This window comes from Blautia faecis (assembly GCF_027662325.1).
GTDB lineage: Bacteria > Bacillota > Clostridia > Lachnospirales > Lachnospiraceae > Blautia_A > Blautia_A faecis.
Map to the genome: position 1 here is coordinate 1 of NZ_JAQDKY010000006.1, position 15,126 is coordinate 15,126.

Annotated in this window: 12 protein-coding genes and 1 pseudogene; 11 read left to right on the forward strand and 2 right to left on the reverse strand. The window is 41.2% G+C overall.

The window, feature by feature from the left end; all coding sequences use genetic code 11:
• Positions 1-153 precede the first annotated feature (153 nt).
• The 10 genes from PGQ38_RS04540 to PGQ38_RS04585 all read left to right on the forward strand — a co-directional run bounded on the left by PGQ38_RS04540 (position 154) and on the right by PGQ38_RS04585 (position 13,142).
• A complete protein-coding gene (locus PGQ38_RS04540; protein WP_055201467.1) occupies positions 154-546 on the forward strand; it encodes a winged helix-turn-helix domain-containing protein in 393 nt (130 codons plus the stop codon).
• Between the two features lie 504 nt (positions 547-1,050).
• Positions 1,051-1,473, forward strand: coding sequence for a hypothetical protein (locus tag PGQ38_RS04545; RefSeq protein ID WP_015542925.1), 423 nt, complete (start codon positions 1,051-1,053; stop codon positions 1,471-1,473).
• A 600-nt stretch (positions 1,474-2,073) separates the two neighbouring features.
• Positions 2,074-2,289, forward strand: a complete 216-nt coding sequence (locus PGQ38_RS04550) for a DUF6870 family protein (protein ID WP_005361189.1) — start codon at positions 2,074-2,076, stop codon at positions 2,287-2,289.
• A gap of 135 nt (positions 2,290-2,424) precedes the next feature.
• The gene (locus tag PGQ38_RS04555; RefSeq protein ID WP_270430891.1) at positions 2,425-4,053 is read left to right on the forward strand and encodes a recombinase family protein; all 1,629 of its coding nucleotides are present in this window, start codon (positions 2,425-2,427) and stop codon (positions 4,051-4,053) included.
• Positions 4,054-5,703, forward strand: a complete 1,650-nt coding sequence (locus PGQ38_RS04560) for a recombinase family protein (RefSeq protein WP_118174147.1) — start codon at positions 4,054-4,056, stop codon at positions 5,701-5,703.
• Positions 5,688-7,229, forward strand: coding sequence for a recombinase family protein (locus PGQ38_RS04565; RefSeq protein WP_118174148.1), 1,542 nt, complete (start codon positions 5,688-5,690; stop codon positions 7,227-7,229). Before PGQ38_RS04560 ends, PGQ38_RS04565 begins: the two co-directional genes overlap by 16 nt.
• Before the next feature lie 150 nt (positions 7,230-7,379).
• Entirely contained in the window at positions 7,380-8,963 is a 1,584-nt protein-coding gene (locus PGQ38_RS04570) for a recombinase family protein (protein WP_270430892.1), read from the forward strand.
• 149 nt (positions 8,964-9,112) lie between these two features.
• Positions 9,113-9,415 carry a DUF6088 family protein gene (locus tag PGQ38_RS04575; RefSeq protein WP_270430893.1) on the forward strand — a complete coding sequence of 101 codons (303 nt, stop codon included), beginning with the start codon at positions 9,113-9,115 and terminating at the stop codon, positions 9,413-9,415.
• 81 nt (positions 9,416-9,496) lie between these two features.
• On the forward strand, positions 9,497-12,469 hold the full coding sequence (locus PGQ38_RS04580; RefSeq protein WP_270430894.1) for an HsdM family class I SAM-dependent methyltransferase: 2,973 nt from the start codon (positions 9,497-9,499) through the stop codon (positions 12,467-12,469).
• 4 nt (positions 12,470-12,473) lie between these two features.
• Positions 12,474-13,142, forward strand: coding sequence for a hypothetical protein (locus PGQ38_RS04585; RefSeq protein WP_270430895.1), 669 nt, complete (start codon positions 12,474-12,476; stop codon positions 13,140-13,142).
• Here the strand turns inward: PGQ38_RS04585 and PGQ38_RS04590 are convergent.
• Positions 13,139-14,187 (reverse strand): annotated as a pseudogene (locus PGQ38_RS04590) (Arm DNA-binding domain-containing protein). The gene PGQ38_RS04585 and the pseudogene PGQ38_RS04590 sit on opposite strands and share 4 nt — an antisense overlap.
• A gap of 2 nt (positions 14,188-14,189) precedes the next feature.
• A complete protein-coding gene (locus tag PGQ38_RS04595) occupies positions 14,190-14,384 on the reverse strand; it encodes a nucleoside/nucleotide kinase family protein (protein ID WP_132094110.1) in 195 nt (64 codons plus the stop codon).
• A 180-nt stretch (positions 14,385-14,564) separates the two neighbouring features.
• Between PGQ38_RS04595 and PGQ38_RS04600 the strand changes: the two genes are divergently transcribed.
• Positions 14,565-15,014, forward strand: coding sequence for a helix-turn-helix domain-containing protein (locus PGQ38_RS04600; protein WP_270430896.1), 450 nt, complete (start codon positions 14,565-14,567; stop codon positions 15,012-15,014).
• Positions 15,015-15,126 lie beyond the last annotated feature (112 nt).

Sequence of the window (15,126 nt, forward strand, 5' to 3'; positions counted from 1 at the left end):
GAAAGCAAGAATTGAACTCTAATCAATAAATTTATTAAAATACGGAGGTGATGATGTGATGGGACATTAGCTGTTTTTGATATAGAAGAATCCGGCAAGCAGATTGGAGAAAAGTTATTTCTGCTTCTTAACGAGGAACAAAAGAATGCTCTAATGCAATATATTTTGGAACAAGGAGCCTGTCATGGAACGGTATTCAATTCCTGTCACACTTCCTTCGCAGCAAAGAAAAATCCTCTAACAGAAATACAGGAAGGCGAGCTTTATCTATGCCTGGAACACCGCACTGTCAGGGTTAGGGAACGGATGATCAACCTGACAAGTAAGGAGTTTGATATACTGGCATTGCTCATTGCCAATCCCAAACGTGTTTTTACTTACGAACTGATTACCGATTTGGTTTGGAAAGAGGATTGTGATTTCTATTCGAGAAAAGCGATTCATAATCATATAAGTAAGCTGCGTAAGAAGTTGCGCTTTGAACCGGATCTTCCAAACTATATTGAGAGTGTCGCCGGGATCGGCTATAAATTTGAACATCTATAACATGAGCCCACAAGGTGTTGTTTCCCCTTGTGGGCTTGCTTTTTGCAGCATATATTCTAAGAGCGGAATATGTAGAAAATTGCGAATATAAAGAGTAAAAAGCGAATATCTGCGGACTGATAAAGGAAACATAACCGATATAATTTTCTCCCAAGGAGGTATCAAGCAGCCGATTCAGGTTCCTCCTTGATGGGAGGAAATGCCTATGCGTCTATGCAACACAGATCTGCAGATAAACTGCTTTACATTCAGTCACCTATACGTCGTAGTCCAGCTCGTATGGATTGCGGCGTTTTTGGTTTCGACAAAGTTTGAGCATTTTCGCTGTCAACCTCCCGGAAAAATTTCATACTGCTGCTTTGGCGCGCCTGTTCTTTGTACGGGCGCGCTTTTTTGTACCCTTTTTTTAATCAGAAAGAGACTTAGACCTTATCGCTGCCGCAGCCCACCCTCTGATTTCGATTTTTGCCATCAACTCAAACATCGAAATTGGAGGAAATTACTATGAAGAAAATCAATCTTCGGGATTATTACCCGTATTATACACAGGACATGATCGTTGAGGTGCCGGATGAAGTTGCTTTGTTGCTTCGGGAATATATGTTGTTGGAAGAAGCCTATCGGATTCGTACATACCGCTATAAAGCATTTTACTCTCTGGATCGAGACGAAGGTATTGAGCGTGAGATATTGCAAAAGCCTCTTAACCCGGCAGAAATTTGGGAACAGCGCCAAATGACGGAGTTGATTTATAAAGGTCTTTCCAAACTTCCGGTAAAGCAGCGCCAACGAATCTATGCACACTTTTTTCTTGGCATGAGCAAAGCAGATATTGCCAAAGCGGAAGGAACACACAAAAGCCGGATCACCCGTTCTATCGAAGCCGGATTGCGTAGTCTGGAAAAATATTTCAAAGAAATTTTATAACAGACGGCAACTTTGCCCCTAAAAATGTACTGAATAGTAGAGGGACATATTCGGCGGGACAAGCTGGACGGGTGTGGTAAGGAAGCATATACATCCTCCCACCCCAACTGCAATATCAATTTGTCTGCCATGCCCCTTGCTTGTTCCTTGACAACCGAATATACGCTGTTACAGGTACTTCATTCTGTGTTCCGAGCGGCAGATGGGGCGGCGCGGTGACAGGCGGCCTAAGGAGGTGATGGATCCAGGCTGTCCGAGCGATAAACGCAACCTACGAAACCGGCTGTGGCAGGCCGGACGCGATAACGACGCAGATCATAATGGTACTTCTTCACAGCTTCCTAAAGACTTGGGGAGAGTTCCTGCGGCGTTTGCTTGCTCTGGCAAAGCGGCGGCGTATGCGGGACTATGATGCGGTGACGCTATCCGCAGCCTGTAACAGCCCCGTCCTTATAACAGAAGGACTTGCCGGGGTGCGTGGCAAATACGGCAGTAAAATCGAAATCAGATATAATGGGCCGGATTTATGTGTGTAATAACCATAGATCCGACCTATTCATGTGGTTTTGATAACACAGTTTTCAGAAGGGAGTTGATACTATGGAATTGAATACCATTGTCAGTGAAGTGGGTACACTGGTAGACATTCGGGATGTCTCTGTCAACAAAGAACTTTCCCGTGATGAACGGATTGCAGAATTCGTTCAGCAAATCAAAAATCCATACCATTTTAAGTGTGGGCGTTTTACTGTACAGGCCAGCTTTTCTGCTGAAGGTGCTACCCTGGAAGAATGTATCAAGGGTATTTTGCGATAGGTGCAATTTTAAGAAAGGGGCTGACTTTTCCGTAAAAGCATGGTAGAATAAGAATCGGAAAAGGAATTGAATATGGCATAACCACACTTCTTGAATTGCGGGGATTTTTCTGTGCAACGAAAGGAGTGTTTTTTTATGCAGGTTTACAAAGCGATTAAGTACATCCGTCTTTCTTATACGGATGATAAAACAGTAGAAAGTGACAGCGTTGCTAACCAGCGGCGCCTGATCGATGACTACATAGCCCGACACCCGGAAATTGAGGTTGTGGCAGAAAAAATTGACGATGGTTATAGTGGTGTTTTGTTTGATCGCCCGGCATTTCAGGAAATGATGCGGATGATCGAACAAGGCGAAGCTAACTGCGTGATTGTCAAAGACCTCTCCCGCTTAGGTCGTGAGTACATAGAAACAGGCCGTTATATGCGCAGGGTATTTCCAGCCTATGGAGTGCGTTTTATCGCAATTAACGATAATGTGGACACGGAAAATGACGCTGCCGATGATCTCACGGTTTCTGTCAAAAACATTATGAATGAGGCTTACTGTCGGGATATTTCCGTTAAGACACGGAGCGCCCTGGAAGTAAAACGGCGCAGCGGGGATTTTGTAGGTGCTTTTACCATTTATGGTTATGTGAAAGTCGGCGATAAACACAAGAGCTTGGAAGTAGACGAATATGCTGCTAATGTTGTGAGGGATATTTTCAGAAAACGGCTGGAGGGATTCAGCGCTTCCCATATAGCGGATGAACTGAACCGATTAGGAATTCTTTCGCCTTTAGCGTATAAGCGCAATCACGGAATGCCTCATGCAAAAGGTGGCTATACAGACCGAAAGGATTGCAAATGGTCTGCAACTACAATCATCCGCATTTTGCAGGATGAAACTTACACCGGAACACTGGTCCAGGGCAAACAGACAACGCCCCATTTCAAATTAAAAGAGCGTGAGGACAAACCTTCTTCGGAATGGATTCGTGTGGAGGGAACCCATGAAGCGATCATACAAAAGCACGATTTTGATCTGGTGCAACGGCTCCGCAGGATTGACACAAGGACTTCTCCCAAATCGGATAAGGTTTACCTGTTTTCCGGTATTTTGATCTGCGGATGCTGTGGCTGCCGTATGACCCGCAAGACGAACCGCTATAAAGACAAAGAGTATCACTATTATTACTGCCCGACCGGCAAAAAGAATGGCTGCACATCGTCGGTCATGCTGAAAGAGTCGGATCTGATTGAATGTGTGCAGGACAGTTTGAAAGGACATATTGAAAATGTTGCTTCTCTGGATGCCCTGCTGTCCAGTATCAGTCAGGAACGGATCAACCGGGAATTGGCGCAGGAATATGCCGCACAGATCAGAGTAAATGAAAAGCGTGTGGCACAGACCGAGGGCTTTAAGGCAAAACTCTATGAAAATCTGGTGAGTGGAATTCTGACAAAGGAAGAATTTCTCTCTTATAAGCGAAAATACAATGCAGATATTGAACTGTTCCAAAAGGCAATCGCTGAATGGAACGATAAACTTACAGATGTATTGGAAAACCGAAGCGAACGAAACCGTTGGATCAACCATTTTATGAAATTTTCTACTATGGAGGATATTGACCGCCGGGCAGTCATGCAGCTTATCCGAAGCATAGGGGTAATGGGTAAAGATGAACTGCATATTGAATTTAATTACCAGGATGAATGTCAGAAAGCAATCTCTTTGGCTGAACAGATTGCTACAAAAAATGAAGAAAGGATGGTGAGCTAAATGGCAAGAAAAAGCAGAAAACAGACGGCAGCTCCTATGCCGGCACCATCTTTGTATGTACATGTGGCTCTGTATATCCGTCTTTCTGTGGAGGATAACAAAAAGCGGGGTTGCTCAGTAGAAAACCAAAAACTGGTACTGAATGACTTTCTTTCGGATAAACCGGACTTCGTTGTGTATGATACTTATATCGACAACGGAGCGACAGGGACAAATTTTCACCGCCCTGGATTTCAGCAAATGCTATCTGATATTGAAGCAGGCCACATTAACTGTGTGATTGTTAAGGATCTTTCCCGATTAGGGCGAAATTCTATTGACACAGGTTATTATATCGAACAGTATTTCCATGCTCATAATGTTCGCTTCATTGCTGTTACGGATCAGTTTGACACAGCGGATTCCGGAAATCTTCATGGTGGTATCATGCTGCCTTTGAAAAATATGATCAATGAAGCCTATGCTCTGGACATTGGACGAAAAATCAAAGCACAGGCGCGGCAGGCTATGAAAGATGGCGACTATATTGGTGCACGGGCGCCTTACGGTTACAGGAAAGACCCGGATAATTGCCATAAACTTCTGATTGATGAAAATACTGCCCCTGTGGTAAAACAGATTTTTGAATGGGCACATGAGCATGTGGCACTGAACCGGATTGTCCGCAATCTAAATGAGATGGGAATTCCGGCACCGAGCCATTATAAAAAGACCACTGGCGAGATTACCAGTCCGGGACTGATCGGAAGTGGCAAATGGCAGACCCGCACAGTGATGAAAATCTTAGAAAGCGAAGTTTATACAGGCGATCTGGTGCAAGGAAAAACAAAGATTGTAGATCATCAGCAGGTCAAGGCTGGAGAAGATAATCTGATTATTGCAAAATGCACCCATGAACCGATCATCAGCCATGAGTTGTTTAATGCAGTTCAGGAATACAGAAAACAGATCTGTGAAGAAAGCAAAGCAACTCCAAAACGTCCCTACACACCAAACATTTTCAAAGGTAAAGTGTTCTGTGCTGATTGTGGCAGAAGCCTTCACAGGCAACGCGCCGAGCGCCGGAAAGGACCCGACACTTACTGGTTCCACTGCCTTACAAACAGCCGGGTAGAAAAAGATAGCTGCAAAGGTGCGATGATACAAGAGAAAGAACTGATTTCTACTGTTACGGCTATTCTTGAAAAAGAGCTGACAGTTGCGCTGGGAATGTCGCTGCCACTCTTTCAGTTGGAGACAAGACAAAAACAGGAAAAAGATAAGCTGAAAATTCAGATGTCGGCCAAACGGCAGGAAATTGAAAAAACACGCCGGCTGATCCGTGGCCTATATGAAAATTTTGTGCAGGGTATTTTGACAAATGACGAATACTTTGAATTGAAAGCGGATTATGAACATGCTATCAATGCTCTGTCTGGTGAGATTGAAGTATTTGAAAAATCTATGGACTCTCTGGACAACCAGCTTGCCAGATACCGTGCAATGGAAAAGGATGCAAAAACACTGGCACAGGATCACGTACTGACTGTAGAACTGATCGAACGGCTCATTGAACGAATTGAGATAGACCACGAGCGGAATATTCATGTGACCTTCCGTTTCAAAAATGAATTTCAGGGAAAGGCGGTGGAACCGTGCGCAACTATGTGATTGCCCTTTATATCCGTCTTTCTGTGGAAGATTTCAAAACTGAAAGTTTGAGCATACCAAATCAAAAACTGATTCTTCGTGAAAAAGCTATGTCTCTGCCGGAATGGGATGACAGCGAGATTTTGGAATTTATTGACAACGGTCATACGGGGACAAACTTTGAGCGTCCGGCGGTGCAGGAACTTTTAACAATGGTTCAGGCCGGAAAAATCAACTGTATTATTGTAAAAGACCTTTCCCGATTTGGACGTAACAGCATTGAAACCGGCTATTTTATTGAGCGGGTATTTCCTCTTTATCACACCCGTTTTATTTCCGTCAGTGATGATTTTGACACAGCTAATTTCAAAGGTGATACCGGAGGGATTGATATTGCTTTCAAGTATCTTATCAGCGAGTGGTATAGCCGGGATATGTCCATGAAAACCAAAAGTGCAAAATACGCAAAGATGCGTCGTGGGGAATATCAGAGTGTCATCTGTCCTTACGGCTATCGCAAGAGTGCAGACGGACGTATGGAACCGGACGAGGATGTTGCCCCGAATGTGCAGATGATATTTCAATGGGCGTCTGAAGGCAACACCGCAGCCGAGATCACAAGAAAATTGTATGCCATGAATATCCCCACCCCTGGGGAATATCGCAAACTTAAAGGCAAGGCCTATTACAATGTTTCCCGAACAAACGGCGTTTGGAGTACATCAACGGTTCTGCGTATTTTAGAAGATCAAAGATATATCGGTACCTATGTAATTGGCAAGAGAAAGGTAAAAGAGATTGGCAGCCGACATACACAGTTAAAGGATGAAAGTGAGTGGTTCAAAATCCCGAACCATCATCCGGCTATTGTAAGTGTGGATCTATTTGAGAGAGCCAATGCTTCAATTAAGCGTTTCTCTCTGTCAAATAAAAAGCCGCGTGATTATCTGCTCCGTGGTAAGGTATTCTGCGGATGCTGCGATCATGCAATGTCTCTACGAAATGGTGCGTGGTTTTATTGCCGTCATTCCGAGGTGGCTGAAACGCTTCCTTGTCATGGTGTGCGCATAAAGATGGCAGATCTGGAGCAGGTTGTATTTGAAACAATTCGGGCTCAAATGTGTCCGGCATTGGGAATTGATAGCAATAAGGATAAATTGGATTTGCAGACAGTCCAGCAGACCGAACATGAAGAAAAACTCCGTTCTATTCAAGATAGCAAGCGGTATCTTTATGAGCAGTATGCACTCGGAGAGATTGATTTGGAAACCTATCGGACACGAAAAGCGGTTTATGACACGGAACTGGTACAAGCCAAAAATGTTCATGCTGTCATCACTGCACAGACAAAGCAGATAAAAAGTGATTATGAGATTAAGCTGAAACAACAGGAAATTGTGCAGAAAGTCGGAAACGCCAACATGCTGACAAAAGCTCTGATTGACCGGCTTATCAATAAAGTTTACGTCTTTCCAGGAGATCGGATTGAGATTGAATATGCAACACAGGATTTCTTAGAAACTAAGGAATCCGAAAAGGAAGTATAACCGTGAACACCCATTTGAAACAGCTATGGGCAGCTATGAAGCTGCCCGAAAAACTGCAAAAAAAGTTATAAATTTTTTGTCGTGGGCTTGACATACGGGTGTCTAAGCTCGTGGAAGCGACAAATGGATATTCACTCGTGGAAGCAAAAAATGACATATGGTATGATATTGCCAGTGGCTACGGTTTTTGCCGTAGCCTTTTCTATTGAAAGGGGTATTTTCATGACACGAAAAAGCAGGAAACATCAATATACAGAAGGACTGAAATCTTCTGCTCCTGTTGCAGTAGGATATATTCGACTTTCAGTTGCAAATAAAGAAGAATGCAGTTCTATAGAAAACCAGAAATTTATCATCGAATGCTGGGGCGAACAGCACCAAATTCCTATATCTCATTATTATATTGATAATGGTTTTAGCGGCAAACGGTTTGACCGTCCTGCGTTTCAAGAAATGATCGAAGACATCCTTGCGGGCAAAATCAACTGTGTCATTGTGAAGGATCTCTCTCGCTTGGGAAGAGACTACATTATCACCGGTTACTATATTGAAGTCATTTTTCCAATTAACAGAGTCCGATTTGTATCTGTAAACGATCAGCTTGATACGATTGATGGTATTACTAACCAAGAACGTCCTTACAGTTCCAGAATCCGCGTACCAATAACAAACGCATTTAATGAACAAGTATCTATTGAAATTAAAAAGAAAATGGAGGCGACTTTAGATATGAAAGCACAGCAGGGTATATTTATTGGACCAAGAGCCCCTTTTGGTTATCAAAAAGCAGAAGACAACCATGACCAACTTATACCTGACCCCAAAGCGGCTATTATTGTCCGAAAAATTTTTGAGTTAGCAGCTAATGGCATTGGCATAACCGCCATAGTTCGCTACTTAAATGAAAAAGAAATTCCAACACCAATTCAATATGCTAGAGCAAACGGTTTATCCGGAAATTATGATAACGGTAACGGAAACTGGAATAGTAGGTCAGTCAAATATATCCTGACCAATCGAACTTATACCGGTATGCTTGTACAAGGGAAAGAAAAGCGAGTTGTATCCGCAACACATGAAGCTCTGGTAGATACAAATACTTTTGATGCCATTCAAAAATCATTCCAGGAAAAAGCATTTAATATCGCCAAGCACGGGCAATCAACGGAGAATATTTTAAAGGGTAAAGTCATTTGTGGGTGCTGCGGAGGAAAAATGCAGCGTAAACATGGAACCAATCATGCTGATTGGTATTTTTTCACCTGTATTACCAAAAACCGTTTAGGTGTAGACAAATGTACCGGTATGTATGTACGGGAGGAAGATGTTTTGCGTGCTATCTACTATCAATTAAAATTGTATGTAAAGGAGCATTTCATTTCAGATTCGCAGTATAAGCAAGAACTGATGCGTCTTAATAACAAGATTGATCAATCCGACAGTCAATATCAAGAGGCTTTTAGAAATGCTGTTCGTCATTACGAAAGGTTTGTTGACGGAGAAATCAGCAAAGATGAATTTCGAGTAGTCCAAGATGCAGCGAACGAAAAGAAAGTAATTCGAAATGATATTATCACAAGCAAAACAGCTTATGAAAAACAGTACCAGGTGTTCCGCAAATTATTAAAGGCGAGTTACAAAGAAATCACTCTCAGCGAGATTATGGACTGTATTAATGAAATTATAATATATCCAAACAAAAACATTACCGTCAAATGGGCGATTGAATTCTAAATAATATTAAGTGATACTACGCTTACCTCTACTGAATTGCCATATTTGCGTATTATCTGATGAAATAAGCACCTTAACGGTTATAGAGATGTTGAAAAGATGTCGCGAATTATGTATAATATTCGTGACATCTTGCAGGAGGTGGTTCTTTGGATAGTGGATATATGAAACAAATACGTAAACGAATTCTGGCTGCAGAAGACGGAACTACCTTTGCCACTTCCGATTTCGCTGATATTGCTGATTCGGCGACTGTGCGACAAAGTTTGAACCGTCTTGTACAGGCAGGAATATTGCAGCGCGTTCTTAGAGGGATTTTTGTAAAGCCGAAATTTTGTAGCACTCTCAATGAGTTTGTAGAAGTAAATCCAGATGCTGTAGCAAAAACTTTAGCTCGAACTTATCACTGGACAATTACACCATATGGAAACGCTGCTCTATACTTGTCTTGATTTTATATTTACATTACCAAGTATCAAACGAGCAGTATGTGATTAATTAAAAAAATTAGAAATTAATGTGGAGGCAGAAGTATGGGTGAATTGCTAAATGGAATATTTGAATGTCTCGATATAAATAGCAGTACCGGTTTAGCTACAGAAGACAGTTTGCAGAGCATGACCTCCTTTCAAAGACTATTTTATACACAAGTTCATGAAAAGATAGGAATTGACGCTGTATATTTTCTTCGTGATGAGAACGGGATTGCTAAAATTCCGCTTATTTATTTTTCTGCTATCCAAAAATATGATGCAAAACAAGTTGCAGAGTTACATCGCCTTTCTTGGAATCTTGGAGAGGCTCCGCTGCTATTTGTGGTGACTCCAGATGAGATTTTGATTTATAACAACTACGAAACACCACGAGTCGTTGAGAACGGAAACCTTGATCCTAACGCAGGGATAATTGAAACATTAAACTTGACTAATGGATTGGCTTCACAGCGACTTGCACTAAAGAAGTATCATCGCTCATTAATTGAAAGCGGAGAATATTGGCGGCAAAGCATGACTAGATTCGATGTTCAAAGCCGAGTTGATTCCACATTAATGTCAAATTTGAGAATAATGCGCAGAACGCTGATCAATCAAATCAGTAAAAGATGTGATACAAGTAAAGAAACGATCACGGGCGTAGTTCACGCCTTGCTCAATCGGTCAATTTTTATTAAATATCTGGAAGAACGAAAAGATTCAAACGGAGAAACAGTATTTCCGCAAGATTTTTATTGCAATTTTATGAAGTCAGCGAAACAGTATACCGATGTTCTAAACAGTAAAGAGGCAACTTATAACTTATTCAGAACACTTAAAGAGAAGTTTAATGGTGATACACTGCAAGTCTCAGAAATTGAAGCAGAGATTATTACTCAAGATGATTTGAATGAGCTACGCACATTTATTCTAGGTGATAGCGAATTAGAGAGCAAACAGCTCACATTATGGCCACTTTACAGTTTTGACATTATCCCCATTCAGTTAATCAGCAGTATTTATGAGCTGTTTTTTCATTTGTCAGAAGAAGATGATGAAAAGGGAACATATTATACACCTCTCCATCTTGTCAACTTGGTCATGGATGAAGTATATCCGTGGGAAGGCGAATATAAAGATACATCCTTTTTTGATCCATCATGCGGTTCGGGTGTTTTCTTAGTTGAGGCATATAGAAGACTTGTTTGCAGATGGATGTCCCAAAATGATGTTCATACAATCAACTGTGATCAACTGAATCTTCTCTTGAAAAACAGTATTTTCGGTGTAGATATTAATGAAGAAGCTATTCGAGTTGCCTCGTTTAGCCTTAGCTTAGCTATGTGTGATTTCCTCGATCCACGAAGCATTTGGGATAAGCTCTCATTTCCGCGCCTACTAGATAACAACTTGATTTCAAGTGATTTTTTCGATGAGGATAAATCTTTTAATAACAGAAGATATGATGTCATTATTGGTAATCCACCCTGGCAGAGTAACATTACTGGAAAAACGAAAGAGTACTTGAAAAAAGCAAATCGCGTCATAGGTGACAAGCAAATTGCACAGGCATTTTCTATCAAGTGTTCAGAGTTGTGCAAGCAAAACGGAATTATTTGTCTCCTTATGCCTAGCAAAGGATTGCTTTTTAATAGATCAGATAAAAGCAGGGCATATAGGGCAAACCTGTTTTCCGATAACAATGTCCTAGCGATTATTAATCTATCAGTGTATAGAAAATTCTTATTTGATCACGCTAGTGGGCCTGCTGCTGCCATTATCTATACTCCTAAAAAGGAAGATATCAATCAGCCTATAGTTTATTGTACGCCAAAGCCAATTTACACAATTGAAGATATTAGGAAGTTTTCTATTGATCCTACCGATATATGTAGAATACCCCGTGACATCATTGATGACGATAGGATATGGAAAATTGCAATGTGGGGAGCACCTAGAGATCTTGAATTAATAGGAAAAATGCAAAGTACTTTTGCACCTATGGCATCATTTATTGAAGAAAATCACATGACAACTGCCGAGGGGTTCAAAAGAGGAAACAGGAAACACCAATGTTGTGACTTCAAAGATCTTCCAATGGTGGAAGCCAAATCCTTTAAACCATACTATGTTTCATCCGATGAACTTCCGAGAGTTGATTTCGATGATTTTGAGTGCATTGTTAAAAACGCCAGAGAAATTTTTGTAGCCCCACACTTGATAATTAAACAGAGTCATAAAAATGGAACATTTCTTTCAGAGGTGCTAGATTATGATGCTGTGTTTAACCATAGTCTTTTAGGAATACATGGTAATATAAATAAGCTTAAATACTTGAGTGTGGTAATTGGCTCGAAAGTTTTCTCATACTATCATATTCTTACAAATAGGAAATGGCTTGTAGAAAGAGATGAGTTAGAAGCAGGAGATATCTGGCAAACACCTATCCCCAGCCCGAACGAGGCAGAAATTAATGAAGCATGCGAAATATTTGATGAATTGGTGATTTCACCAACGAAAAATGGAAAAGCCGAACAATTTGTACGCCATATGTATCGACTAAGAGAATATGAGAGTTATCAAATAGACGATGTAATTGACTATGTATATGACTATTTCAAAAACAAGCAGCGTTCAGTATCCTTTGAACGGCCGAACCCCAATGCTTACAAACTGTATTATGATTCCCTTAGTGAGGTATTGACGAATACATTTGGAGCAAGTACAGGGTTAACTGGAGATCTATATTTTGGCGATGCTCCATTGTCTGTGCTTGTTTTAAATATTGGACAACAAAACGATAGGGGGCTAAATTTTGCAAAAAGCGATGATAGGTTGAATGAAATCCTCATGAGCTTGGACGGTGCAGTGGTCGATAACCAGAAAATGATATTCATTAGGCGAAATCTCCGAATTTACCAGCCGAATAGGATATTTATCATTAAGCCGTCTCAACGTAAATATTGGACCTATTCCGCTGCTTGCAGGGATGCAGATGAGATATTCGAAGATATTTCTAGGGCGTGGAGGTGATACAATGAGCAGTATAAGAAATATAACAGCATCAACAGCGGTTCCAGATGATTTAGCAAAGCGTCTTGGACCTTCTGGAGTCAACGAAATATTATTGATTCTATGGCAGGGTTATCACGACATAATTGCTGATACAAACATTACCATCACTGAAAATACTGAAGAAGATGATATTACGCAAGAATGGTATGGGAAAATTTCGTTGCGATGGACCGCTGAAAATAGAGCGACTATCCTACGAATAAACAGCATTGGACCGGTACATCAATATCAAGATTCCACATTAAAGAAAGAGCGTGGATACAAGCCCACGATTGATTTTTGCTTTCGTGATTGGAATACTTCAAACAGTTATTTTGGTGCAGAATGCAAAAATCTATACAATCACAAGAAAGATAAAATCAAAAGATATGTCGAAACAGGAGTTAAAAACTATACCTCGGGACGGTATGGTTCACAGTCATCAGAATCCTCGATTATAGGGTATGTGTTAAGTGGTAAGATTCCCGAAATTGTAGCCGAACTTATTTCTGAAATTGCAAAAATTGCGCCAGTAAATAATTTGTCTCGGGAGTTACGCTATGTGGAACCGCAATATTCCTCACAACATATGAGGGATCTTGATAATCAAGAAATAACACTACATCACTTGTTTTTTGATTTTTCGCATTAAGATACATATGTAACATTTGAAGAATATGGTTTCTGCTTATCATGTGCTACTTGTACATCCAAGCAAAAAAGCAGGAATCTCAAGCTATCAAATTCATGTTGGTAGTTTGGGATTTCTGCTTTGGCAGCTAATTTATTTTTTGTCGTGGGCTTGACATACGGGTGACGGAGATCATGTACACGGATTCTTTTTACCCCACTTTCCTTACAGCCACGATCCATCTCGTGGGAAAGATAATATTTCGTGACCGGGAAAATTCGGTCATCCGGTTGCAGGCTGTAATACTGTTTGAAAAAGTCCTGCATCTCGTTACATAAAAACTGGGGCATCTTTACAATCCGGTTGCTGTTCTTGGTCTTTGGGGTAGAGATCACATCCTCCCCCTCCAGGCGTTGATAAGACTTATTGATCCGCAGGGTTCTCTTCTCAAAATTGAAGTCCGAAGGAGAAAGGGCGAGAAGTTCGCCTTCACGGACTCCGCACCAGTAGAGCAGTTCAAATGCATAATAGGAAAGCGGTTTGTCCATCATTGCCTCGGAAAATTTTAGATACTCTTCTTTCGTCCAGAATTCCATTTCCTTACTTTCCTCTGCGCCCATTGTTCCTGCTTTCTGCGCCGGATTAGCTGCCAGATCATAGAATTTCATTGCATGGTTGAAAATAGCGCTCAGCTGACCGTGAATAGTCTTCAAATACGTTGGTGAAATCGGTTTTCCTGCCTTATTTTTCAGTTTCCGAATTGTGTTCTGCCAATCAATCACATCTTTTGCAGTAATCTCTGACACTTTTCTCTGTCCTAAATAAGGAATAATCTTACTCCAAATGATCGTTTCTTTTGTCAGCCAGGTACTTCTCTTCATACCTGGCTTTACATCGTCATATTGACACTTGCTCTTTTCTGGAGTTGGAACTGATTCTCCCATTCCATTGCCTCCCGCTTCGTTTTAAATCCACGCTTGCATTTCTGCTTGCGCTCTCCTGTCCAGTCCTGATACCTTGTCATAACATACCATGTATTATTGCTTTCATTCTTGTAAACTGCCATTCTTAGCCCCTCCCATCATATGATTTTGTTCCATAGAACTGCTGGTAAAAATACTTGCGGTCAACTCGACCGGGGATGGTCTGGCATCCCATCGCTTCCAGCTCCCTGTTCAGCCTTTTAATCAGCTTGTACGCATAGGATTCGGAAACTTCCAATGCCTCCATCACTTCATCCACTCTCATAAACATTTTTTCCATTGATAAGTCCTCCTTTGTTTTTACTATACATTTCTGTATTAGTTATATGTTACTATACTTTTTTGTATTGGTCAAGCATCCGTAAATAAAAATTCTATACTTTTTTGTATCAGTTCTCCTTGTCGGCACTATACTTTTATGCTATACTTTTTCTATCAACAACAGATAGGAGCGATAGTTATGGCGATTGGTGAAAGAATCCATCATTTCAGACTTCTGCATGGGTTCACGCAGAAGTATCTTGGACAGCAGCTTGGCTTCAGCGATATGCAGGCAGATGTCCGTATTGCACAGTACGAAAAAGGGGCACGCAGCCCGAAAGAAAAATATCTCAATGCACTGGCTGATATTTTCGAGGTATCTCCCCATGCACTGGCTGTCCCGGATATTGACAGCTATGTAGGACTCATGCACACGCTGTTTACACTAGAAGACCTCTACGGTCTGCATATCGGCGAGATTGATGGGGAACTCTGCCTGCGGCTTGATAAAACCAAGGGTACCACCTACCTTTCTATGTTTGATATGTTCCACGAATGGCAGGAACAATCTGCAAAACTGGAATCCGGTGAGATCACGAAAGAAGAATACGACCAATGGCGGTATAACTATCCCAACGTGAAAAAATAAAAAAACAGCAAAAAAGGCCTTACCAAACTGATTTCACTCAATTCGGTAAGACCTTTTTATGTTGGTCAAAAATAATATTTACCTGATAACCTCCGGCTCACGCAAGAATAAA

Excerpts from the sequence above, each read along its gene's own strand:
- PGQ38_RS04600 (WP_270430896.1), top strand. The coding sequence starts at position 14,565 with ATGGCGATTGGTGAAAGAATCCATCATTTCAGACTTCTGCATGGGTTC.
- PGQ38_RS04545 (WP_015542925.1), top strand. The coding sequence starts at position 1,051 with ATGAAGAAAATCAATCTTCGGGATTATTACCCGTATTATACACAGGAC.
- PGQ38_RS04555 (WP_270430891.1), top strand. The coding sequence starts at position 2,425 with ATGCAGGTTTACAAAGCGATTAAGTACATCCGTCTTTCTTATACGGAT.
- PGQ38_RS04570 (WP_270430892.1), top strand. The coding sequence starts at position 7,380 with ATGACATATGGTATGATATTGCCAGTGGCTACGGTTTTTGCCGTAGCC.
- PGQ38_RS04595 (WP_132094110.1), bottom strand. The coding sequence starts at position 14,384 with ATGGAAAAAATGTTTATGAGAGTGGATGAAGTGATGGAGGCATTGGAA.
- PGQ38_RS04580 (WP_270430894.1), top strand. The coding sequence starts at position 9,497 with ATGGGTGAATTGCTAAATGGAATATTTGAATGTCTCGATATAAATAGC.
- PGQ38_RS04540 (WP_055201467.1), top strand. The coding sequence starts at position 154 with ATGCAATATATTTTGGAACAAGGAGCCTGTCATGGAACGGTATTCAAT.
- PGQ38_RS04585 (WP_270430895.1), top strand. The coding sequence starts at position 12,474 with ATGAGCAGTATAAGAAATATAACAGCATCAACAGCGGTTCCAGATGAT.
- PGQ38_RS04550 (WP_005361189.1), top strand. The coding sequence starts at position 2,074 with ATGGAATTGAATACCATTGTCAGTGAAGTGGGTACACTGGTAGACATT.
- PGQ38_RS04560 (WP_118174147.1), top strand. The coding sequence starts at position 4,054 with ATGGCAAGAAAAAGCAGAAAACAGACGGCAGCTCCTATGCCGGCACCA.